General features: G+C 30.9%; 17 protein-coding genes. 2 read left to right on the forward strand and 15 right to left on the reverse strand.

The window, feature by feature from the left end:
* Positions 1-4: 4 nt before the first annotated feature.
* From ACVC08_RS11465 to ACVC08_RS11480, 4 genes are all read right to left on the reverse strand, one after another.
* Positions 5-3,448 (reverse strand): T9SS type A sorting domain-containing protein, encoded by a 3,444-nt coding sequence (locus ACVC08_RS11465; RefSeq protein WP_452602125.1) that lies wholly within the window; start codon positions 3,446-3,448, stop codon positions 5-7.
* Positions 3,449-3,610: 162 nt separating this feature from the next.
* Positions 3,611-4,420 (reverse strand): T9SS type A sorting domain-containing protein, encoded by an 810-nt coding sequence (locus tag ACVC08_RS11470; protein ID WP_452602126.1) that lies wholly within the window; start codon positions 4,418-4,420, stop codon positions 3,611-3,613.
* Between the two features lie 95 nt (positions 4,421-4,515).
* The gene (locus ACVC08_RS11475) at positions 4,516-8,535 is read right to left on the reverse strand and encodes a hypothetical protein (protein WP_452602127.1); all 4,020 of its coding nucleotides are present in this window, start codon (positions 8,533-8,535) and stop codon (positions 4,516-4,518) included.
* 97 nt (positions 8,536-8,632) lie between these two features.
* Positions 8,633-10,750, reverse strand: coding sequence for a helix-turn-helix domain-containing protein (locus ACVC08_RS11480; RefSeq protein WP_452602128.1), 2,118 nt, complete (start codon positions 10,748-10,750; stop codon positions 8,633-8,635).
* A 280-nt stretch (positions 10,751-11,030) separates the two neighbouring features.
* Here ACVC08_RS11480 and ACVC08_RS11485 point away from each other — a divergent pair, with 280 nt between their 5' ends.
* Positions 11,031-11,837, forward strand: coding sequence for a DNA/RNA non-specific endonuclease (locus ACVC08_RS11485; protein ID WP_452602129.1), 807 nt, complete (start codon positions 11,031-11,033; stop codon positions 11,835-11,837).
* Here ACVC08_RS11485 and ACVC08_RS11490 read toward each other — a convergent pair whose 3' ends face one another.
* The 5 genes from ACVC08_RS11490 to gcvP all read right to left on the reverse strand — a co-directional run bounded on the left by ACVC08_RS11490 (position 11,838) and on the right by gcvP (position 18,251).
* Positions 11,838-12,683: a glycosyltransferase family 2 protein gene (locus ACVC08_RS11490; RefSeq protein WP_452602130.1), complete on the reverse strand. Its 846-nt coding sequence runs from the start codon at positions 12,681-12,683 to the stop codon at positions 11,838-11,840.
* Positions 12,684-12,717: 34 nt separating this feature from the next.
* A complete protein-coding gene (locus tag ACVC08_RS11495) occupies positions 12,718-13,566 on the reverse strand; it encodes a glycosyltransferase (RefSeq protein WP_452597318.1) in 849 nt (282 codons plus the stop codon).
* A gap of 70 nt (positions 13,567-13,636) precedes the next feature.
* Positions 13,637-14,161 carry a methyltransferase gene (locus tag ACVC08_RS11500; protein WP_452597319.1) on the reverse strand — a complete coding sequence of 175 codons (525 nt, stop codon included), beginning with the start codon at positions 14,159-14,161 and terminating at the stop codon, positions 13,637-13,639.
* 69 nt (positions 14,162-14,230) lie between these two features.
* A complete protein-coding gene (locus ACVC08_RS11505) occupies positions 14,231-15,289 on the reverse strand; it encodes a 3-oxoacyl-ACP synthase III family protein (protein WP_452602131.1) in 1,059 nt (352 codons plus the stop codon).
* A gap of 112 nt (positions 15,290-15,401) precedes the next feature.
* Positions 15,402-18,251 (reverse strand): aminomethyl-transferring glycine dehydrogenase, encoded by a 2,850-nt coding sequence (gene gcvP / locus ACVC08_RS11510; protein WP_452602132.1) that lies wholly within the window; start codon positions 18,249-18,251, stop codon positions 15,402-15,404.
* A 175-nt stretch (positions 18,252-18,426) separates the two neighbouring features.
* Between gcvP and ACVC08_RS11515 the strand changes: the two genes are divergently transcribed.
* Positions 18,427-19,230 carry a hypothetical protein gene (locus tag ACVC08_RS11515; protein ID WP_452602133.1) on the forward strand — a complete coding sequence of 268 codons (804 nt, stop codon included), beginning with the start codon at positions 18,427-18,429 and terminating at the stop codon, positions 19,228-19,230.
* Here the strand turns inward: ACVC08_RS11515 and ACVC08_RS11520 are convergent.
* Genes ACVC08_RS11520 through ACVC08_RS11545 form a run of 6 tightly spaced genes read right to left on the reverse strand, consistent with a single transcriptional unit; the run spans position 19,186 to position 23,943 of the window.
* A complete protein-coding gene (locus tag ACVC08_RS11520; RefSeq protein WP_452602134.1) occupies positions 19,186-19,446 on the reverse strand; it encodes a glycine dehydrogenase in 261 nt (86 codons plus the stop codon). The two genes, ACVC08_RS11515 and ACVC08_RS11520, sit on opposite strands and share 45 nt — an antisense overlap.
* Positions 19,447-19,448: 2 nt before the next feature.
* The gene (locus ACVC08_RS11525; RefSeq protein WP_452597324.1) at positions 19,449-20,003 is read right to left on the reverse strand and encodes a sigma-70 family RNA polymerase sigma factor; all 555 of its coding nucleotides are present in this window, start codon (positions 20,001-20,003) and stop codon (positions 19,449-19,451) included.
* Between the two features lie 37 nt (positions 20,004-20,040).
* A complete protein-coding gene (locus ACVC08_RS11530) occupies positions 20,041-21,315 on the reverse strand; it encodes a methyltransferase family protein (RefSeq protein WP_452602135.1) in 1,275 nt (424 codons plus the stop codon).
* Between the two features lie 6 nt (positions 21,316-21,321).
* Positions 21,322-22,203, reverse strand: a complete 882-nt coding sequence (locus tag ACVC08_RS11535; RefSeq protein ID WP_452602136.1) for a hypothetical protein — start codon at positions 22,201-22,203, stop codon at positions 21,322-21,324.
* Between the two features lie 11 nt (positions 22,204-22,214).
* Positions 22,215-23,117, reverse strand: coding sequence for a TIGR01777 family oxidoreductase (locus ACVC08_RS11540; RefSeq protein ID WP_452602137.1), 903 nt, complete (start codon positions 23,115-23,117; stop codon positions 22,215-22,217).
* A 4-nt stretch (positions 23,118-23,121) separates the two neighbouring features.
* Positions 23,122-23,943: a hypothetical protein gene (locus ACVC08_RS11545; RefSeq protein ID WP_452602138.1), complete on the reverse strand. Its 822-nt coding sequence runs from the start codon at positions 23,941-23,943 to the stop codon at positions 23,122-23,124.
* Positions 23,944-24,058: the final 115 nt, after the last annotated feature.

Raw genomic sequence — 24,058 nt, forward strand, 5'->3', positions numbered from 1 at the left:
AATATTATTTTTTTATAATTTTTGTGGTAATATCTTGCTGCTTATTTAATGTGGTTTTTACAAAATAAATTCCGTTCTTAAGTTTTGAAATATTAATATTTTCTCCTCGGTATTGTGGAATACTCATTACCAATTGCCCTTGAATATTAAAGATTTCTATTTTAGTAATAGTATCTCTATTATTAGGTGTTTTTATATTAAATATATCTTTAGTAGGATTTGGGTATAGTGTTATTTGGTTGTCTATTATGTTGCTACTGTATTTGTTAGAAGAATTATCTACACAAGTAATTTGTATATCGTCTATAGCTATATATCCATCATTAACAGGGTTATTAGGGTCTGGATGTAAAGGAAATTGTAGTGTTAAGGTTGTCGACGTGGTTGTAGCATCTGTTGTAAAGGTCATAGTCCTTTTATGCCAATAATTATAATCGTCAGTATAATAGGTGTCAGGGCCATTCCATTCTTGACCAGCAAAAGAGACTTTAGTATTGTAATATAAATTAGCTGTTTGTCTACCAGGAGCATGTGTGCGAACTGGTAAATCATAAAATTCTATTTGATACGTTGTATTAGGTTCTAGATTATTTACTTGAGTGTAAACCCCCGATAAATTGGTGTCTGTATGTTTAGATTTATTCCAATACGCCATAACACTTTCATGACCAGAAGGCGGTGTTTTTATACGATGTGGTCTCATCCAGATATTTGTGCCAGTACCTTGATTTAATAAAACATCACAATTGTAATCATTATAAAAATCTTCTGTTAGTAATACATGGTAAGCAGCATAATAAATGGTAGCTTTCCATGGAAAAGGCCCATTGCCTGGACCGTAAAAGTGCGTAAATGGAAATGCTGTACATTGGTTATTGTCTCCAAAAGTAACATCTGCTGTATCAAAGTCATTATAAACATCTACATTACATTCGGTAATACAGGATACTGTTATTTCTATATTATCTATAAAGTCTAATGTTTCTGCCTCAGGAATAGTTACAGAGGCTATTAAACCATTAGTTTCTGTATAATGTAATCCTTCAGTTGCTTTCATTTTTCGTCTAAGCTGGTAGATGTTTGTATCAGAGACATTAGTTATATTTAACTCAGAACCATTTCCAGTTGGTGTAGTATTATCTGTAGTTATTAAATCGGTTGTGTTTTGGGTAAGTTGTATGTCGTCGCTTGTTCCAAAGGTTGAATCTGCTCCTGCTGACCACCATGAAAACTCCATGCCTCTTAATGTACATAGGTTGTCTCCAATAGTAGTTTCTGTTTCGCAAACAACTTCTACTTGAGTTGGAATCTCTTCTATACGATCTTCAATAACTTCTACATTATCAAAATATACTCTGGTATTTGAATGTCTACCCGAAACGAATAATGCTTCATAGTTTTTATCTGAAACAAAAGAATATACCTGTTGGGAAACATTAAATCTATTGGCTATAAGATTAGTTACGCTTTCTGCGTTGTAATAAGGAGAAGTATCAGGATAATTAGTACCATTTTCAATACTTTCTATAAATCCGATACGGTATTGATAATGAGTTTCAGGGAGTGATGTGTTTTGAGCGTTTCCTTTACTGTAATGACTAACAAGATAGCGTTTGTTAGCTTCTAATGGTGTTTTTAATTTAGTCATAGCGGCTCTTCGTCTCTCTAAGTATATAATAGGGTTATTAGTTATTATAGTAGAAGTTGGATTTGTCATAAATGGGAAAGTTCCTGGTTGGTAGACATTAAAGAAATACCTTAATCTATCTGTAAGCGGATACCAACCAGGTACATCATTATAACCAATGCCATAGCCCATTAAAGGGAAATCATTAATCATGTTATGGTTGCTAGCAATAAATTCTGAATTACATATTAAATTACAGGAATTGTTAGATTCATTACAGTTAAAGTTTGTGAGATAATCATCGCATGGTAATATTTTTAATGATACTATACTTGTATTACTTATAGCACCAGTAGTATTTTCTTGTAGTTGATAGCGAATTTTATATTCTCTCCCAACAATAAGTTCATTTGTTGGTGTTATGTTTATTGTATTATTTACAAGTTGTGTTGTTATTTGTAGGTCATCATTAATATAGTCTGACGAATTTATTAAGTTAATAACCTCTACATTAACAATACTGTGGGTATTAAAATTAATATCGTTAGCAATACTGTTTATAGAAAAGGGCGCTTCGCAAATATTAAAAGTTTCGTAGGTTTCACAGGGATCATCATTAGTATATGCAACATTTAGAGTGCTTACTGGGTAGTTTATGTCTCTATTTGGGTTAATAATGGTTGGCGTCTCTACTAAGTTTTCTGTACCATATATACCTGTAGAGTTATAACCTAATTGATATAGAATTGAAGCCTCATCATGTCTTAATCGTTTATACTCTCTAAAATTATAGGTAGGAGACATTATATAATTAGTACCATTAAAACAGTTACCAATATCATTAATGTGAGAAGGCATTATAAAGTTTCCGTCACTATCTGCACTGTGCAATGAAAAAGAATCTGTTAATGTAGTAATAGTATTAGCAGGACAAGGTGATAAAAAATCGGTGTTAGTATTTATTCCAGAAGTAATACTCCATTCGTAAGGTACAGAAGTATCTACAAAAGGAGTGTTATTATGTTCTAGAAGCGTATCGAACACGCTAATAAAATGATCTATACCATTACCGTTTTGGTCTAAAAAAGAAATAAACCCCATAGCATGAATTGCTTCATGAAGTATTATACCATATAAATCATAAACATCATCGGTGATGTTTATACCATTATAATCCATAATACCATCATTATTTACGTCTGCTACAAACCCATCTGCAAATAATTGATTCATGTAGTTTTGGTTAATTGTTATCTGTGCATCACTGGGTTGATTGGTTGTTTTCTTACCTGTATTAATTCTATGCCATAAATCTCCTCGAAGTATTTTTCCCTTTTTAGTATCTGTTGAGTAAAAAGAAGTACCTGTAGCAATAGGTTGTTCGTTTAAAGGTGTAGTGCCTCCTTCAGATAGGTCATCTAACATTATTTTTATTTCTATTAATGGTATAGTTCCATCGCAGGAAGATTGAAATACTAAAAATTGTTCTAAATCTTCAAAAACTTGATCTATAATTATTTTAAATTCTAAAGGGACTTCTCCAAAGTAAGCTGTCTTAAAATGACCTTGAGAGGTAATTTTATTAAAGCTTGGTTTTTGCTTAGCTTGTTTACCTGTTTTAATTGCATCACAATAGTAATTTCCTAATCGGTCTATTGCTAATATGTTTTTTTTATGTGTTCCGAAAGCATCAAAATGAGATGCTTCTGTACATTTAATAGTTGTTTTGTTTGGCTTAAACGATTTACATTTAACTTGGGCGTTTAATACGCTAGTAATGAATATTATAAATAGAAAGAGTAATTTGTTATTATTTTTCATTTTTATAATTTTTAGCGTGAGTTCTATTTCTTAACTATAGATTAAATTTTAGGTTGTTACATGTTAAATACTCTACGATTTAGGTACTATTAGTTGTGTGTATTTACTTAACGATTGATAAATCATCATAGCCTTAAAACACAAAACATATACTGAGAACCGTTATTTTTTTATGATTTTAATCGTCTTTTGGCTGTTTTTAGATTCTAACTTTATAAAGTATAGGCCACTAGCTAATTTGTTTGCATTTATGGTTTCCAGATTGTCTTTTTTGGTTAAAACAAGTACTCCATTACTATTGTAAAGCTCTATTTTATTTAGCTTTTCTTTAGGACTATAAATAGTAATGACATCGTTAACAGGATTTGGGTATACTGATAATTCTAAGAGTTTTGTGTTCTCTTTAGTATTAAAATTATTGGATGATTTTTCAAGTGCTTTAGACGTTTTTGAATCTATAACATTGGTAAATGTCCACATATTATCATTTATGGTATCTGCTGTAAGATAGCTTTGTAATGCAATAACTTCTATTGCTGTTTTAGAATTATTTTCTAATAAATATATACTTTCTTTAGTGTGTTCTCCAAGTATTTGTAAGGTAACTATATCTGTAGCTTTATTACTTGAAGGCGCAGGTAGTTCAATAGCGTTTGCTAATGTTCCGCTAATTAAGTAACCATTAAACTGGGGTTTTTTAATCTGTTCTCCGCTAAAAAAAGAAGCAGAAGCTGTATTACCGAGTGAAGAAGTAATACTTGCTTTAACCCCTTTTGGTAAAATAATTGTGAACCCATAACTTTGTACTGCTGTTTTAAATGTTCCTGTATTTGAATTAGGAATAGCACTTACCGTGTAGCTATTCGATTCATTACTTCTTAGGGTGTAAGAGTAGCTACTTTGCGCATTTAGTTGAAATTTAATTAAGAAGAAAAAGATTGTAAATGCTATTGTTGATTTATATGTTTTCATGCGTTTAAATTTTATAATTTGTTATCTCATGTAGTTGGTTTATTTGTTGTATTGTAAACTAACTGACTAGTTGTAGATATTTATTTGTATAATCTTTATGGCAACTGCTCGATAATTTGATGCGTGCTAAAATTGAGGAAATTGCTTGGGTGCGCTAATACATTTTGTAAAATAAAAGGGGTGTCTGGAGTTGTGCCACTATATTGAGTATTACCATCCATATTAATATCTTCGTTGTGGTAACCAGTAACGGTATATGTTGGGAAATTTAAAAAGTTTCCAGGGGCATTAAGTACGAGTGATAAAATACTAGGTGAATCTGGCGTAGTTCCCGAGTATTGTACAACAGTATCACCATTAGCATTGCCAGCCCACATGGCAATTTTATTAGCAGGCATACCAAAAGTTGTTTGTGCATTATTACCGTAAGTAATTTGATTTGTTGCATCTGTAAAATCGATAGGTACTAAATTTTCAGATAATGAAACTGTATTGGCTGTTGTAACTCCAAGATGATTACGGTGTTTTATAGCAATGTAGTAATCACCATGAGGTTGGTTGAATGATAGCGATGATGTTCCATCTACAGCAACGATATCTCCATCTCGTTGTAATAAAGCTGAGGTACCGTCTATAATAACGGTGTTATCAGTTGCACTACGAAGTTCTACATATATCCAATCTACAATAGCATTAGCTCCAGTAGTATTAAAAACACTAGAATTACAAGAAAGTATATCGCTATATGGGCTAGTTGTTGGTATGTACGAGTTTGCTCTTAAATTGTCTCTCATTAAGTGTTCTTCTCCTGTATTTGGATTTAATGCAGCACCTTGCAACATTACTTTAGGAGCTATTTTAGTACCAAACCCTACCCATTCGTGAGACGTTACTTCCCAACCTTTGGTAACTGTTAATCCTTCGGTTGGTTTTATATCTAAGAGTAAGTTATTTTTAAAGACAATTTTTCCAGTTCTATTTTCTATATAACAGAGAACAGGATTCCCGTTTTCTATTATTTTAGTTCCATTATCGTCATAAGCTTGAAAAGTCCAGAAGTGCTTAATATAATTGCCGTTTATTTTATTATTCTCGATATTAGGTCCATTAGTAAAAAAATCTGTAGAAGAATTTTTAAAATAATATTTAGTTAAATTATCTGTGCCTGTTAATGTGAATTCAAAGTCTTCCCATAGTTCATCTAATCTAGATTCTTGTTTTATAGAAAAGTATACATTAGTATTTATTTCAGTATGATCATTAACAGTTTCTTTTGTAACATCATATCCTTGTCCAGTTATATTATTATGAGTTACGGTATGTGTCCAGTAAGTTGTATCGTCACCTTCTAAATATACAATTTCGCCATCTAGTCCAGGAGTACCAGTTGGATCTGAGTTTACATAATATTTATCTATAGGGTTTCCAGATAAAGTAGAACCTATTTCTATAAGTCTATTTTGTAATGGATCTATTTTAAATTCAATAACTTCTCCGTTATGTCTTTTTCCAGATGTTTTTAATACTAGATTGGATAAAGTTGTATTACTCCTTTTATTGTTTAACCCATTAGTAGAATAAAATGGATTTAGCCTTACATAGTCATCTTGAACAGTAAGTGTAATATTACCATTAACATAAGCGCCATTTCCCCAATCTATGCCGCCAAAACGAGTAGGTTCATTAGTTATATCGTATAAGTTTTCTATAAATGTTGGATTAATAATTGCTATATTTTTATTTGTTATAGTAAATTGATTAGATTGTAATACATCACAACCAACTTCATTTAAATCGGAATGATCTAAAAAATAAGGTATTGAATAGGTGTGAAAGAGTCTAATACGATCTTTAAACACACCTCTTGGAGCTCCACTATTTACAGTAGCCATTCCATTATTTGGATGATTGGAATCAAAATAAGGTCTTATTAATCTTGCAAAGCCCAATGTGTTACTAAATTTAAAGTTATTAAATTCCACAGTAGATCCTTGAAAACCAGGTCCTAGAAATAAATTGACATTTGCAGATGAATTAAAAGTACAGTTTTCAAATATTAAATTGGTGTTTTCTGTAAAGTACGTTTGATATAGAGGATTAGGATAATGAAAAGCCCAAGGAAGTTTATCGTTAGTATCGACATTATCTAAATAGTGTAAAGTACCATTAGGAACAATGGGGAAAATATGTCGATCTAACATTGGTGTTGTTCCGAAATCTGTTCTTTTAAATTGAACAACAACTCCTTCTTTTAGAAACCGTATTAAGGTTGCATTATAGGAATCATTATCACTAATAAAATCAGAGTTATAAACGTCTACAGTCCTGAATTTAAAATTATTTCCACTTCCGCTAGTTAAACTATTTAAGTATAAGAACTCTCCCGTAATTTCAGTATTTGTTAATTCTAAATTCCCAAAAATTCTTCTGGCTTTTATAGTACTACCAAATATTTTTAAAACACCTCTAGTTGCATCTGCAATTATTCTATTGTCTCCAGCTTGACTATAATTTTCAAATTGTAACCCAGTCCCAAGTATTGTAGACGTCCTAATTGTTGAAAAAAGAGGTTTTCTATCTGGAACTATGGATCCTGCATATTGATCACTGAAAGCATAATATCTCCAGTGTCCAAATTCACTTGTAACATCTTCAATATCAAAGGCAACATCTTGATGAACATAGTTTGGATGCCCATAAGTTTTTACCCAGCTAGGGTTTTGGTTAGTGTGCGTTGGTAGCACTAAGGAGTTAAAGTCATTATGAAATTGAATAGTAATAGTGTGATTTGAACCATTAGCTAAGGTTGTATTGGAAACGTCTAATTCATAACCATTTAAAATAGTAGCAAAAGCAGGATCGTTTAAATGAAATTGATAAAAAGGGCCGCCATCAATACTAACACCCATTGTTCTAGAAGGGGCTACATAGTCGTACCATGAAAAATCTATAGTGTTCATTGGTTTTAGTTTACCATTTACAATTTCAAAATTGTTAAACTGCCAACGTCCACCGTCATTTTCTGTATAAATTCCCTCTGTGGTGAAATCTCTTCCACGTTCTCCTAAATAATGCCCACTATAATCGACTCTTAACTTTTTAATAAATATTTGAGAGCCACCTCCAAATTGAGAGATGCCTCCATTTCGTGTTCTTATGGTGGCGTTTGGGTCTGTGTTTTCTATAAATATTCTTTGAAAATTAGCGTTGTCTTCTAAGCCTCCTAGCACGCCATTAAAATAACTATTCCAAAAGGCGTCTATATTCATCATATTAAGATCCTCGACTAATGGTGTTGTATTAAGTAATCTAATATCCCTAACAGAACTTCCAGCTCCATGACTAGGGCTTAATAACCTTGTTGAGAAAAATGAACATTGTCCTCCCCATCGTGTTGTGGCCTCGTCTGGAGGAATACAAGATACGTCCACTGTTATATTATGATTTGAGGCAGAACTAGTTTGATTATTGTTAGGTAGAGAAGTAGCAAATAAAGCAAAGCTAATATCCCAGTTAATATTTTCTGCGCATAGCTTTATTCTTGCATTGTTTGTATTTCTAATGGTTATTGCTCTGTCGTGAGGAAAAACTAAAGCTTTATTTGTTGGTTCTAAATTATTACAATCGTAAAAAGGATTTACACCTATAATGCCATCTTGGTCTAGTGTAATTACTCCATCGGTATTAGTATTCATTGCATGTTGTAATGCGCTATAGTTATTGGTGTAAACATAAGCTTTTGTCGTAATATTTTGGTTTGGCGTAATGTTTATTGTGGCTTGTGTTCCATCTGTAGAAACATTAGTAATTTCGGCAGTAATAGTTACTATACGTCCTGGGGTTGTAAATGGCAGTACTGTACCAACTTGAGGGTCTGAGGCATTATGAAAGCCTTTTCGTATTGCTATTAGTTTACCAATATCTGCATTTGTAAATGCATCTGTAGATTCTGGTGTATTATGTATTGTAATTTGGTTGGATCCCGGAGTAATGGATACATTAAGATAGCGTAAATCTGCAATTATATCTGTACATGTAGTATTAATTGAGCCTAAAGTATTAGCATTTAAAAATAAGCCTATGAGGCATAAAATTAGTGTTGTTATTTTCTTCATAGTATCACGGAGTTTATACTATAAAGCACACAAAAAAAAAGGCTTAAAACAACAGTGAATACCCTATTTTCCCAAAAATAGGGCGTCTTTTTGTATTTTAATTAATTGATTTATAGGTTTTTGTGCTGTTTTGTGTATTTTGAGAATTTAACCGTTTTATATAATAAGAAGGCAATAATCCAGTACGTTTTTTAAAATATTTAGTAAAGGAATCTGGACTTTTATAACCTATTTCTTCAGATATAGATTGAATAGAATAAGCTCTAAATTTAGTGTCATTTTTTAATCTATAAACAGCGTAGTTTATTCTTAAGTTATTTATATAAGTATTAAAATTACTTTGGTAATGGTAACGTATTACCTTAGAAAGGTATGTTGTATTTGTTTTTATTTTTTTAGCAACATTAGTAGTATTGCAATCTGTACTTAAATAATATTGGTTTTTTTCTAGTTTTATTAAACCATTTAAAATTTTCTCTATGGTTTCTTCTGTTATATCTAGCTTCTGTTTAGCTGGTGTTATACTATCAGTATTAGGATTCTTTTCTTTTTTATTTAATTGCTCTATTAGAGCTTTAAATTTTTGTTTATTATTTCGTTTATTTCTTACAATGTATAGGAAGCCCAAAGCAACTAGTACAGATAGAGAAATAAGGCCATATAAAAAGTAACTTTCGTTTTCTTCTTTCTGAGTTTTTAGGTTTTCGAATTCTAATTTAGATCTTTTTATCTCTGCTTGTCTTAGATTTAGTACTAATGTATCTTTTCTTTCTTTTGAGTTAGATAAATATTCTATATGCTTTTCAAGATATAAATTAGCTTTATTTAATTTATTAATTTTTTTGTATGCCTTAGCAAGATACCAATAGTAATCTTCTTGCCATATTTTGTTTTCATCATATTTATATTCTTCTAAAAAGTTTATTGCGTCATTATAGCTCTCTTCCATATAGGCAATTTTACCTAAATAATAATTTTTTTGAAAGTTTCTAGAGTCATAATCTATTTCTCTTTCGTATGCTTTATTAAAAAATAATTTAGAAGAATCATAATTTTTATTGATAAAACTTATTTCTCCTTCATTGATGTAATATTCTCTAAGCCAAAAAAAATAAGACTTGCCTTTTTTTTCTTGTAGATTTTTATATGTATTTATATTATATTTTTCAGCGTTCTTACTATCATTCAAAAAAATGTAAGCTTTTGTTATATAGTTATATGATTCGCATAGTGATAATGATTTAGTTTTTATTAAATTATTGTAATAATCTTGATTAGTTTTTTTTATTATCTCTAGATTATAAACTATTTCTTTTTGAATTTTAATAAATTCTTTTTTCTTTCCTGAAGAAGAATAAAAACTAGAGAGGTAATTTAAAAAAATTAATTTTGAGTCTAAATCATCTAATTCAATAGATGTGTTTATAGCTATATTGAAATCCTCTAATATTTTTTCAACAGAAAAATCATTTTTATTAAAGTTAATTTGTGTTTTAAAATCGTAGAGAAATAAGAGATCCTTGTCTTTAGCTAATTTAATAGCTTTATTTAAATAATATAAAGAGCTGTCATATTCTTTTTTTTGAATGTGATATATTGATAAAGAATAATAATGAAGCCAGTCTTTTTTTTTAGTTTTTTTGTTATTTTCGGATGTTTTATTTACATGTTGTAATAACTTCCCATCAATAGTAATTTTTATTTTGTCTACCCAAACTTTCCCCATTCCTGATAATAAGGCTCCAAAAACAATTTTTTCTGCTCTTTCATGAATATTTAATTCTAATTCATAACATTGCCAATCTGTGGTTTTGATTATACCTTCTCTCTGCATATTATTAAATGCCAAATGCGGATCTATCCTTAACCATAAACCTGCCCATCCTTCAGTTACATTCTCTGTTTTGATATAAGCAGAAAACTTTATTTTTTTTCCTGTAAAATTTGCTGGAATACTATATGTTATTGGTTGAAAATCTTCTCGAGATTTAGCATTTGTACTTTCAATTAAAATGGAATGCTCTCCACTATATTTAATACTTTTATCTATAGTTACTCTATAGCCTTCTTTTTCTTTACACCACCAATCTTTAGCTTTATTATTCTCAATATCTTCAAAATCAAAATTATAATTTTGAGAGAATGATTGGGTTGAGAATAAGGAAACTAGCGATAATGTTAATAGAAATAGAGGTAATTTATTTTTTATAGTCATTTAGTGGTTTCAGGTGGTTTATAGTAAAGATAAACGGGTTAAGTTTTTCAGAAATAAAAAAGAATTTATTTAACAATTAATTAATTATAAGTGTTATAAAAAACTTAAATATTGCAAAATAAAGTCATGTTTGGTAATATAAAATACAAGAAATAAACTACTCAAAACAATACTTATTGTCTGGATTTTATAAAATTGCGGCATCTTTTTTATACGAAGTATTACTTTTAGTACTTAATACAATTAGTAATAGTTATTTTAGATGTTTTAAATTATAATAATGTCCAAAAAAACGATTTACTCTATCCTATCTGCTATTTTATTGATCGCAGTATATTCCTATAATTTATATGCAGAGAAGGAAGAACAGCAGCAGATAATAACAAAAGGAGCATCGCAAAAGGAAAATACAAATGAGTATTTTTTACCAACAAGTACAACAGGACAAATTGTACATCATGGAGGCTATTCGTTAAGTTACAGCGAACCACATGAACAAGCAGAATGGGTGGCATACGAATTAAAAAAATCACATTTATCTAATACGCACTTTAAGCGCCCCTATTTTGAGGTAGATAAAGCTGTAAAAACCAAGGCAGCACATTGGCGTAATTATAAAAAGTCGGGATACGATAGAGGCCATTTATGCCCAGCAGGAGATAGAAAGTATAGCCAAACAGCCCATGATGAGACCTTTTTAACAAGTAATATAAGTCCGCAAACACATGCTTTTAATGCAGGTGTATGGAATAGGTTAGAACAAAAAACAAGATATTGGGCTAGTAAATATAATGGTGTTTTTGTAGTATCTGGAGGTGTACTAAAAGGAAATATGAAAACAATAGGAGAGGAGCAGGTTGCAGTACCTAATGAGTTTTATAAAGTTATTATAGATAATAATTCAGGTAAAACAAAAATGCTAGCTTTTCTGTTACCACATAAAGATTCTAATAAACCATTATATGAATTTGTAGTTTCTGTAGATAAAGTAGAACAATTAACAGGAATCGATTTTTTTCCAGAATTAGAAGACGCTAAAGAAAAAAAACTGGAAGCTTCCAGTAGTTATAAAGATTGGAGTTTTTAATTAATTCCTATTTAATATGCCTTGCCAGCGTAATTTACGGATAAATTTGCCTTGTTTTTTGGTAACTAAACGTTTAGGTTTATTAAAAACTGCTTTACAATAGCCAATAATGTAATTATTAAAATACCTAAAGCTTTTCTTTTTAATCCCCATTTTTAATGCCGTTAAAAGATTTAAAATAAAACCATAACGCATTTTATACATAGCTTCTCCCTGTAAGTACTTTGCCGATTTGTTATAACTTACTCCAGTTGGTTTTAAATGTTTTACGTGTAAAGTCTCGTCTGTAAGTAACTCCCAATTATAAAACTTAGCCAATAGCTCATCTACAGTATCCCAACCCATAGCAGGTTTTAATTGACCTATGTCGTTAAAGCAATTTTTTCTGTAAGCTTTTAAAGCACCTCTAATATGATCCTTTCTTGTTAAGTTTTCTAAAATCCAGTTATTATTCTTATTAACGTAGCAGAATCCAGCAGCCATTCCCAATTTAGAATTAGCTTTAAAGTGGTTAACAATACACTCTAAATACTGTTCTGGAAAGATTAAATCTGCATCGAATTTACAGATTATATCATAATCTTCATCTAATGTATTAAAACCTTTATAAAAGGCATTTATAATTTTAGAACCAGGTAAATGTTTACTTGAAGATTTAGAATTTATTAAAGATATCCATGGATGTTTAGAAGCAAAAGATTCAACTATTGCTTGTGTATTATCTGTAGAATTATCATTAACAATAACAAGCTGCTTAGGTTTTAAAGTCTGATTTACTAGGGACTCTAATGTTAAACCAATACAATCGGCTTCGTTATGTGCAGGAATGACAATGTATATATTCAAAATTGAAAAATTATAAATTCAAAGTTACAGTCTTTTAAATAAATTTCCTTCGTAAACTTTTCCAAAGTTGTTTACGTATAAAATCTCCTTCCGTTTCAGTGACTATATAATCTATATGCTTAGCTTTTGCTTTAAAAAAACCAGTTATAGTATTAAAAAAATAAGATAAACTTCGTTTGCTAATAGTATTTCGTATAGAAAATAAACAAGCTAATACAAAACTAAAGCGCATTTTGTATAAAGCTTCACCTTGTAAATAGCGACTATTTTTAGTATATGTTTTTCCTGTAGGTTTTAGGTGTTTTACTTTAAGAGTTTTGTCAGTTTTTATAGTCCAACCATTATATTTAGCTAGTAAAACATCTACAGTGTCCCAGCCAATGCTTTCTTTTAATCCTCCAATAGCATTAAAGCAAGCCTTTCTGTATGCTTTAAAAGGCCCTCTTACATGGTTTTTAGAAGCTATAGTTTCATAAACCCAAGTCTCTCCTTTTTTTATGTAGGCTAAACCTCCTGCAATGCCAATGGTTTTATCTAAATTAAAAATAGAAACAATACTTTCTAAATAATTATTGGGTAAAATAATATCAGCATCGAATTTACAGATTATATCATATTCATTATCTAATACTTTTAAACCTTGGTTAAATGCATTTATAACTTTGCTACCAGGAATATGCTCGCGGGAAGAGCTAATAGAAATGCAGGTAATCCAATCGTGCTTTTTAGTAAAAGATGTTATTATTTCTTGTGTATTATCTGTAGAGTTGTCATTAACAATTACAACTTTTTTTGGAAGTAAAGTTTGTTGCACTAAAGCATTAAGCATTAATGTAATGCAGTCTTCTTCGTTGTGTGCAGGAATGACGATATATATATTCAAAAAAGACTAGGTTTAAAAACCAAAGTTAAACTTTAAAGATTAAAATAAACAGTAAAATAAGGTGTAATATTTATTTAATGCGTTCAGCATAAATAATATAGTATCTGGGAGTAAACCATCTTAAAATGGGTCTTAGTCCAATTTTTTTAGTTGGGTTGGTCCATTTTTTACGATCTATAATTTTCCAGCCTGCTTTTTCTAAAAGCCAATCGAATTGCCAATCTTCAAATTCATGATAATGCCTGTCCCACTTATCGGTTTTACTTCTATATGCAGGAGCAAACCATAAACGCATAGGAATACTAGCTACTATTTTGTCTGCTTTTATAGATTTAAGTACAGTAAAAGGAGATAATAAGTGTTCGAATATTTCGAAGGCGGTAACGACTCCAGCATTCGATTTTTCTATTGTAGAGGTATCTATATCTAAATCTTCTCCAGATGTATTCTCTACTTTGTACCCATTTTTTATCATAATTTCTGTAAACGGGTTGGTTACGCCTAAGTCTAAAATAATCTCAGATTTTGAAATATGTTTTTCTAAAAAATGATAGGTATGTTTATATCTTTTATGAGGAAACTGCTTTTCGTACATAATCGTTTTCCACAAATGTGGAGTTTTTGTTGCTATTAAACCAAATAACGAATATAATTAAAACACTAATTAATATCTATAAACAATAGCATTAATATGCATTCCAGACCCTACGCTTGCAAATATAATAATATCTCCTTTTTTTAATTCTTGATCTTCTATTTTGTTGTTTCTTATTAAATCGAAAAGAGTAGGGACCGTAGCTACAGAACTATTACCTAATTTATGAATGCTCATAGGCATAATGCCTTTAGGAACAGGTGTTTTGTGTAACCTGTAGAAGCGCTTAATAATGGCTTCATCCATTTTTTCGTTAGCTTGATGGATTAATATTTTTTTTACATCTTTAATAGAAACACCACTTTTGTCTAAACAAGCTTTCATTGCAGCAGGCACATTATTTAATGCAAACTCATAGATTTTGCGACCATGCATTTTAAGGTACTTTGTATTTTGCTTTAAATCCTGATTGTTAGAGTTTCCGTAAAATAAATAATAGGCTTCATCATAAGTGTAACTAGCTGTTTCATGCGCTAATATCCCGCCAGCTTCATCTGTTGCTTCAATAACAGTTGCTCCAGCTCCATCTGAGTATATCATGGAATCTCTGTCATGTTTATCTACGACTCTAGATAATGTTTCCGAACCAACAATTAGGCATTTTTTTGCCATGCCAGCTTTTATAAAGGCTTGCGCTTGTATAACGCCTTCTATCCAACCTGGGCACCCAAATAAAATATCGTAGGCAACACATTTAGGGTTTTTAATACGCAAACTATGTTTTACTTTAGAGGCCAAACAGGGTAATACATCACCTTGGTTTGAGTTAGAACTAACATCTCCAAAGTTGTGCGCTACTATAATGTAGTCTAATGTTTCTGGATCTACATTGGCATTTTCTATCGCTTTTTCGGCTGCAAAAAAAGCTAAATCTGAAGAGTTTAGATGTGCTTTAGCATAACGACGTTCAACAATGCCTGTAATAGCTTTAAATTTTTCAACAATAACTTCGTTAGGGTGTTCTATTCTTGAGCCGTCAACATTTAGAAATTCGTGTTGATGAAAATCTTCATTCCTCTCTATTGTAGCTGGGATATAGCTTCCCGTGCCAGTAAACTTAATATTCATAAAAAAAATAGCCTTTAATTATTTGGAGACTTTTGCTAATGTAGCGAATATATATCCAAATAATTAAAGGCAAATTTTATTTTATTCTAATTTACGATGTTCAATCGTTAAATTAAGCTTCCATGTATGCTTCAATAGGCTCACAAGTACAAATTAAATTTCTGTCTCCATAAGCATCATCTACACGACGTACTGAAGGCCAAAACTTATTGTCTCTTACATAGTCTAATGGATAGGCAGCAGTTTCACGGCTGTAAGGAAAATGCCACTCATCGTTTGTAAGCATAGCCATTGTGTGTGGTGCATTTTTTAAAACGTTGTTTGTTTCTTCTTTTGTAACGGTATCAATTTCTTGCCTAATAGAAATCATGGCATCACAAAAACGATCCATTTCTTGTTTGCTTTCACTTTCGGTTGGCTCTATCATCATCGTTCCTGCTACAGGGAAAGATACAGTTGGGGCATGAAAACCATAATCCATTAAACGTTTAGCTATATCTACAACTTCTATTCCATGAGCTTTAAATGGACGACAATCTATAATCATTTCGTGTGCTGCACGACCACGTTCGCCAGAATATAAAGTTTCAAAAGAACCTTGTAATCTTTCTTTTATATAGTTTGCATTTAAAATTGCTAGTTCTGTAGATTGTTTTAAACCTTTAGCACCTAACATTTTTATGTAACCATACGAAATTAAACAGGCTAATGCCGAACCGTATGGTGCAGAAGAAATTGCAGTAATGGCTTGTTCTCCTCCTGTTTTTATTATTGGGTTACCTGGTAAAAAAGGTACTAATTGTTTTGCTACACAAATTGGTCCAACACCAGGGCCTCCTCCTCCATGTGGAATTGCAAACGTTTTATGTAAGTTTAGGTGGCAAACATCTGCGCCAATACTTCCAGGGTTAGTTAACCCCACTTGTGCATTCATATTTGCACCATCCATATAAACTTGCCCTCCGTTATCGTGAACAAGTTGTGTGATTTCTTTAATGGCAGACTCATAAACACCATGTGTAGATGGGTAGGTTACCATTAAGGCTGCTAAATTATCTTTATGTAATTCTGCTTTTTCACGTAAATCGTTAACATCTATATTTCCTTCTTCTGTTGCTTTAGTAACGACTACTTTCATTCCAGCCATTACTGCACTTGCAGGATTTGTTCCGTGTGCAGAAGATGGAATTAAGCAAATGTTTCTATGATGATCTCCACGAGATTCATGATAGGCCTTTATAACCATTAAACCAGCATACTCTCCTTGTGCTCCAGAGTTTGGTTGTAAAGAGGTGCCTGCAAAACCAGTTATTTCTGTTAATTGATTTTCTAGCGTTTTTAACACTGTTAAATAGCCTTTTGCTTGCTCTACAGGAACAAAAGGATGAATGGCTCCCCAATTTGGGGAACTTAATGGCAGCATTTCTGCAGCAGCATTTAATTTCATTGTACAAGATCCTAAAGAAATCATAGAGTGATTTAATGATAAATCTTTACGTTCTAAGGATTTTATATAGCGCATTAATTCTGTTTCAGAATGATGAGAATTAAAGATGTCTAGGGTTAAAAATTCTGTTTCTCGTTGAATAGTATCTTGAATGTTATTTGCTTCTATAATACTTTCAATATTTATGGTTTCTTTTCCTAAAGTTTCAGCAAAAATGGATACAATTTCATTGATGTCTGAAAGTGATGTTGTTTCATTAATAGCAATATTTACAGTATCTGCATCTGGGTAATAGAAATTAACCTGATGTTTTTCAGCTATATTTTTTACTTCTGCGGCATTAGCTTTTAATTGTATAGTATCGAAAAAAGATGTATTAGTTTGTTCTACACCTAATTTTGATAATGTATCTGCTAAAGTAGAAGCGGTATTATGCACTTTATTAGCTATAAATGTTAACCCTTTTGGGCCATGATATACAGCATACATTCCAGCCATAACAGCTAATAATACTTGCGCTGTGCATATATTAGAGGTGGCACGATCGCGTTTTATATGTTGTTCACGAGTTTGTAAAGCCATACGTAAGGCTCTGTTACCGTTCATGTCTTTAGTTACTCCAATAATACGACCAGGAATATCTCGTTTGTAGGCTTCTTTTGTTGCAAAATATGCAGCATGTGGTCCTCCATATCCTAATGGAATTCCAAAACGTTGTGTAGTACCAACAACAACATCTGCTCCAAATTTACCTGGAGCTTCCAATTTAACTAAGCTTAAAATATCTGCGGCTACTGCCGTTTTTATTCCAGCGTCTTTTGCTTTAGTAATAAAGGTCTTTATATCACTAATCTGTCCATTTTTTCCTGGGTATTGTAGAATGGCTCCAAAATACTCTGAAGAAAAATCGAAGTCAGCTTCATCTCCAACTACAAGTTCTACACCAATTGGGGTTGAACGCGTTTGTAATAAAGAAAGTGTTTGTGGTAATATAGTGTTAGATACAAAGAACTTGTTTACTCCTGCTTTTTTTTGTGCACGTTCGCGAACAGAAAACAATAAACTCATGGCTTCTGCAGCAGCTGTACTTTCATCTAAAAGTGAAGCGTTTGCTAATTCCATTCCTGTAAGGTCGGTAACTAATGTTTGGAAATTAAGTAAAGCCTCTAAACGCCCTTGTGCTATTTCTGCTTGATAAGGTGTATAAGCTGTATACCAACCTGGGTTTTCTAAAATATTACGCTGTATAACTGCTGGTAAAATTGTTGGGTGGTACCCTAAACCTATATATGTTTTATAAACACTATTTAATTTAGACAATTCATTAATATGAGATGAGTACTCATACTCACTCATTGCTTCATCTAAATTTAAGTCTTGTTTTAGACGAATGTCGTCTGGCACTGTTTCGTAGATAAGTTGGTCTATAGAGTCTACTCCAATAGCTTTAAGCATTTGGTTTTTATCGTTCTCTCTAGGTCCAATATGGCGCAGTGCAAAAGCGTTTGTATTCATTATTATGTTGTTGTTGTTGTTTATTTGCCGCTAAAATAATGAAAACTTAAAGTATTATTTGTGTAAAAATTGAAAGTTTTTAACCAATTAAAGTGGTTATTAACAGTTTGCGTATTTTTGTTTAATGCAAATATTAAAACAGCTTTTTAATTTTTATCTTAATAGTAGTATACATGTGGCTTTAGCTGTATATGCATTATCATGGATTACATTAAAAACATTCAACGTTATTTACGATGAAAATATATTGTATTTTAATTTTTATGCAACCATAACTGGGTATAATTTTGTAAAGTATTTTGGTGTTGCTAAATTTCATCATAGAAGTTTAACAACTTGGTTAAAAGTAATACAGGTATTCTCTTTAGTTTGTTTTATATTATTATGTTATTACGCCTTGCAGCTAGCCCCTAAAATTTTACTTTACATAGCAAGTTTTGCTTTAATTACATTTTTATACGCTATTCCTTTTTTGCCAAAACGGTTATATATGGATAGTCAGCAAAACTTAAGAAGTATTAGTGGCTTAAAAGTTTATATTATTGCTTTAGTTTGGTCTGGGGTTACTGTTTTACTACCTCTTATAAATAATAGTGTGGCGTTAAGTGCAGATGTATGGATTATGTTATTACAACACTATATATATGTTATTGTTTTAATGTTGCCTTTTGAAATACGAGATTTACGTTATGATAGTTTAAAACTTTCTACAATACCACAAAAGATAGGAGTAAAACGCACCAAATTTTTTGGGGTTTTACTTTTAATACTATTTTTTTTATTAGATTTTTTTAAAGATAATTTAACGCATCAGGCAGTTTGGATTCGCCTAGTAATTACATGTATTACTGGTTTGTTTTTAATTTTTACAAACAAAAAAAGGAGCAAATATTACAGCTCCTTTTGGGTAGAAAGTATTCCTATATTTTGGTTACTAATCTTTATAATTAGCCAATTCTTTTTCGAAAGTAGACCTTAAATTTTCTTTAGCATTAGCATTTAAAGTTTGCGGTTTCTGTTTTTTTAACAATTTCGTTAAAGCCGAATTGTTTTTTGTGTATTTTCTACATGCACTACAATAAATTAAGTGAATGTTTAGTTTTATTTTTTCCCATAATGTTGCCTCCTTATATTGTGTTTTATCACAAACATGATTTGCTTCATCACAAGGGATTAATATTTTGTTCTTACTCATAATTAAAACCAATTTTTTTCTAGACAACTTGCCATAGCTGTTCTTGCTCTATGGATAATTACCCATAGGTTAGACGCAGTAATATTTAATTCATTACAAATTGCTTCGGTTTCATAATTTAAAATTGTTTTCATTTCGAAAACATTGGCTTGTTTTTCTGGTAATTTACCAAGGCAGTTTTGTATTGCTGCCGATAATTCTGTATTCTCGATATTGTCTTCCGCAGTTCTATCAAAAGGGTCAGCAACGCGCTCTTCTAGCCAATCGCCTTCAGTTTCAGAGTCGCTATTGTAGTTCATTCTAACTTCAGCTTTTCCTTTATTAGAGTTTATTTTGCGATAGTAATCAATAATTTTTCTTTTTAATATAGAAATTAGCCATGTACGTTCGCTAGCTTCTCCTTTAAAATTTTTCATTGATTTTAAACCAGCCAAGAAGGTTTCAGAAACTAAATCTTGGGCCATTTCTCTATCACTTACACGAGATACCGTGTAGTTAAATAGATAATCAGAATACAAAGTAATCCATTGGTTTGGATCTATTTTGTGATTTGGCATTTCTAGTAATTTTTTTTCAAAAATAGCTAAAATAGATTTAATTGTGGTTTGTTTCGTTAAAAATGCATTGGTCCTCCTTCTCATCAAAGTACATTGTATCTATAATGTACTGCAAAATAGCATTAATTAATGGGAGTCTTATAAACCAACCTAGTGTTGCATAGGCTAAATTAATATGTTCTAAAGCATGCGCTATTGCTTTAACGCTTTTGTATTCTGTTCCTAAATAATCTATATAAGTAACTTGTAGCAGTGTTGAGTTTAAGTAAGTATTAGAAAATTTTATATCTAAATGTTGCGTGCTCTTGTTAGCAAACCATTTTTTTATTTGTTCGCATTGGTTACAATTTTTTTTGAAATAAATGGTGCCTTTAGGTATTGCTTTTGGTTTCCATAAAAAGCGCCAATTTGGTACTGTTTTTTTATAATTAATCCAATCTGCTCCAAATCGTTTTTTCATATCATTATATTCTTGATAATTAGAAACCCCTATAGTATATGCTATAGAAATAGCAATGCCTAATAATAGTAATGGTGAATTATAATAATAGCTTATAGGTATAAATAATAATGTAAACGACCACTGTATTGGGTTTTTACAGTAGGCATAAACTCCATTTTGTACTAGATGCGAAGTTTTGTCGTAAGGAAAAGGTGTCCCTTTTCCTTTAGTTGTTAAATCTATAACGGCTATTAATGATGGCAATGCTATTATAAAAATAAATTGGAGTAAATAAAGAGAGGCAGGTTTTATATTAAATAATTGATTATTGTGGGTTTTAATAGTAAAAGGAATAGTAATAAATAAAAATAGTGTCATTGTTATTACTTGAAATAGGCTTCTAAACTTTAAATGTGTTTGGTTATAATAGAATTTAGCCCAAAGATACGAGGGGAACCAAACAAATAATATTAATGCAATTTCTCCAATAATCCAGTGTTTATTTAATTGTAAAACACCTAAAGCCTCTAATTGGGGCATAAGTAGTAGGTCTAACCAAAATAGGGATAAGCTGAGTATTAATGTGTGTTTTCCTTTGAAAAAATAGACAGGTATAATTCCCCAAAGAACAACCCAGATAAAGAAAAAATCTAAAGGCATGTTTATAGTTAATGAAACATTAGAAGGAAAGCGCCATAAATTTTTTTCTACCAAAAAATAGTTTACAATAGCTAATGAAAATATAACCCACAAGGTAGCATAAAATATAGCCCAATTAAGTTTAGTTTTCTGCGTTTTAAAGACAAATACTACTAAAAAAAGGAAGCATAATGCAACCAGACTACTTCTAATTATTGTAGCGTGTTCCATTTGTATTTAGTTTAAAAAGTAACTATTAATTAAATGCGTGTTCATTACTTGTACTCCATATTTTTCTGTAGGTTTAAAATACCAAGAAGGGCCTAGGTCGCAGGTAAAGAAAGTATTCCATGTAATGGTAGAGGTGTTGTTTTTATTATGTTTAATGGCTACTTTAATATATTTCCAACTTAACCAATGGTGTATGTGTGTATTATCGTTAACCACTTTAAACGTTATGCTGTTTTTTGTTTTTTCTTGTATTTTAATATGTAGTATTCCTATGCCTTTGGTTTTAGATCTAAAATGTATTTTTCTGTAATCGCCAACATTTATGCCTTCTCCCTCTATAGCAATTGGTTCTGGAAAGCCTATTTTAAAAAAATTAGGGTAGTTTTTTAAAAAGTCTGGAGTTTTATTAAAACGGTTTAAGTTTTGGTGTCCTTTTACGTCTATTACTGTTTTAACTTGTAACAGTTCTGGTGCTGAATTTATTTCATAACCTTGCGCTAGAATAAACAAAACAGGAATTAAAACATAGGCGTTTAGTTTATTTTTATCACGCTTCTTTAAAAGGTTAATTATTAGTACAATAATTCCTGCTACCATATAAAAAATAGGCGCCATAATAATAATGCAAACCATGCCTTCTCCCAATAAAATTGAAGAGAGTAATAGAAATAATGTTACTGTACTAAAAACGACTCCTGCAGCAGATTTAGGGGTGGTATTGTACTTAATAAGTAGTATCGTAATTAATGCAGGAATTCCAACAAATAGTATAGCTGTTTGTTCTATTCGCATTTCGTTTAAGAGTCTAAAAGCAAAATTTGCGATAACTAATACAATCACAATGCCGTATAATACATTTTTTCTGTTGTTTGTTTTTTTAGTGGGCATGATACTAATTTTTAATTTTTTAATAAATCTTGTAATGCTAAATCAATGTCTTCATATAAAAACAGAAAGCCTTCTTTTAATAAACGTTCTGGGATAACATTTCTACTTTTTAAAACTAATTCTGCTTCTGTACCAATTAACCAAGCTCCAAACCGTATTAACCAAACTGGGTGAGAGATTCCAAAAGGCACCTTTAATGTCTTCCTTATGGTTTTCATGAGTGTTTTATTATCTGTGGGCTTTTTAACTGAAAGATTAAAATTACCTTTCAGTTCATTGTTTTCTAATAAAAAAGACACCGCTCTAGCAAAATCCAATTCATGGATCCAACTTACTTTTTGGTTTCCTGAGGCTTGTTTACCACCTAAACCAAATTGTGTTAATCGTTTTAAAGGAATTAATCCACCACCTTTTTTTCCCATAACTATAGAGGTACGTAATGCTATTTTTCTAGTTTTTGGGTTAGTAATATCATAAAATGCAGCTTCCCAAGATTTAGCAATATTCATAGAAAAGTCATCACCGATATCTCCATAAGCTTCAGTCATTTGTTTTTGTAATGAATGTTTGTAAATGGTAGCGGTAGAGGAGTTTATCCAAACTCTTGGTGGTACATCGCATAAATTAATAGCTAAGCCTAATAAATTGGTAGAGTCTATTCTAGAATTGTATATTTTCTTTTTATTAGCAGCGTTGTAGCGACAATCTACAGATTTTCCTGTTAGGTTAATTAGTACTTCTATGCCGTTTAAATGATCTGTTAAATCGCCTAAATCTTTTGCATTCCAGTAAATATCATTTTCGCGTATAGGATTACGTGTTAATATTTTTATTTGGTATCCTTGTTTAGAGAGATGTGTTTCTAGTATATTGCCTAAAAAACCTGTTCCTCCTGCTATAACTATTGTTTTCATTGGTTTAAGAATTAATTAAAAATGGAAGTAATATTACTCTGTAAAGTACCCATGTGTACTTTAGGTATTTTGGTAGTTTTAATAGGTTTATTCTTCTGTAATGTTCGTAAAACATAGTAATTACTGTAGCGCCAAACCATAGTATAAGTACTGTTTCTGAAATATTTATATAACTATTTATTATTAATATAGGTAGTAGCATTAGTGAACCCATTAAAGAAACGGTTGTTAAATGACCAATATAGTTTAACCTGTCTTTTTTGTTATAATTTATAAGAAATAGTAATTGAAACAGAATTTGTCCAGAAGCTAATAATGTTTCTCTTGTAACAGAAGCCTGAGGCAAAAATGATAGGGTTTTAGAGAAACTAAATAAAACAGCTATGGTAACCAATATTGCAAATAGTATGTATAATATTCTGTATTTAATGTTAAAACTAGGAACGCATTGTAATTTATGTTCGGGTTTTAATGCACTTGGAATTATTACTTTACGATTGTAAGAAATAAAAGAGTATAGTTTTTTTAAACCATAGTGTATAGGCTTTAAGTGGCCTGTTTTTTCTATCCAAGGGAACGAATGGCCTAATATTTTTAATAAACTATTTATACCATAAGTAACCGTATTAGTTTTAGTGTCTATTAAAGCAATTTCGTTTGTAGCTTTTTTAAGGTCTATAAATGACGCCTCTTCTTTAGCTATTTTATTGAAAGGTTTTCTGCCATTTTTATCTAACATTCTCGTTTTTAAAAATCCCGAAGTATACACTTGACAAAGTGGACAGTCTTCATCATAAAGTATAATGTTATTATTTAATGTTTTCATGATGTTAGTTTTTGATTGTAAATAGTATAAGTCAAAAAAAGTATTAGAAATAAAGGCAAAACGAATAATCCATTTATACTATATGCACATGCATTCCAGGCTATAAAGAAGACTG

The organism is Pontimicrobium sp. MEBiC06410 (genome assembly GCF_053601615.1).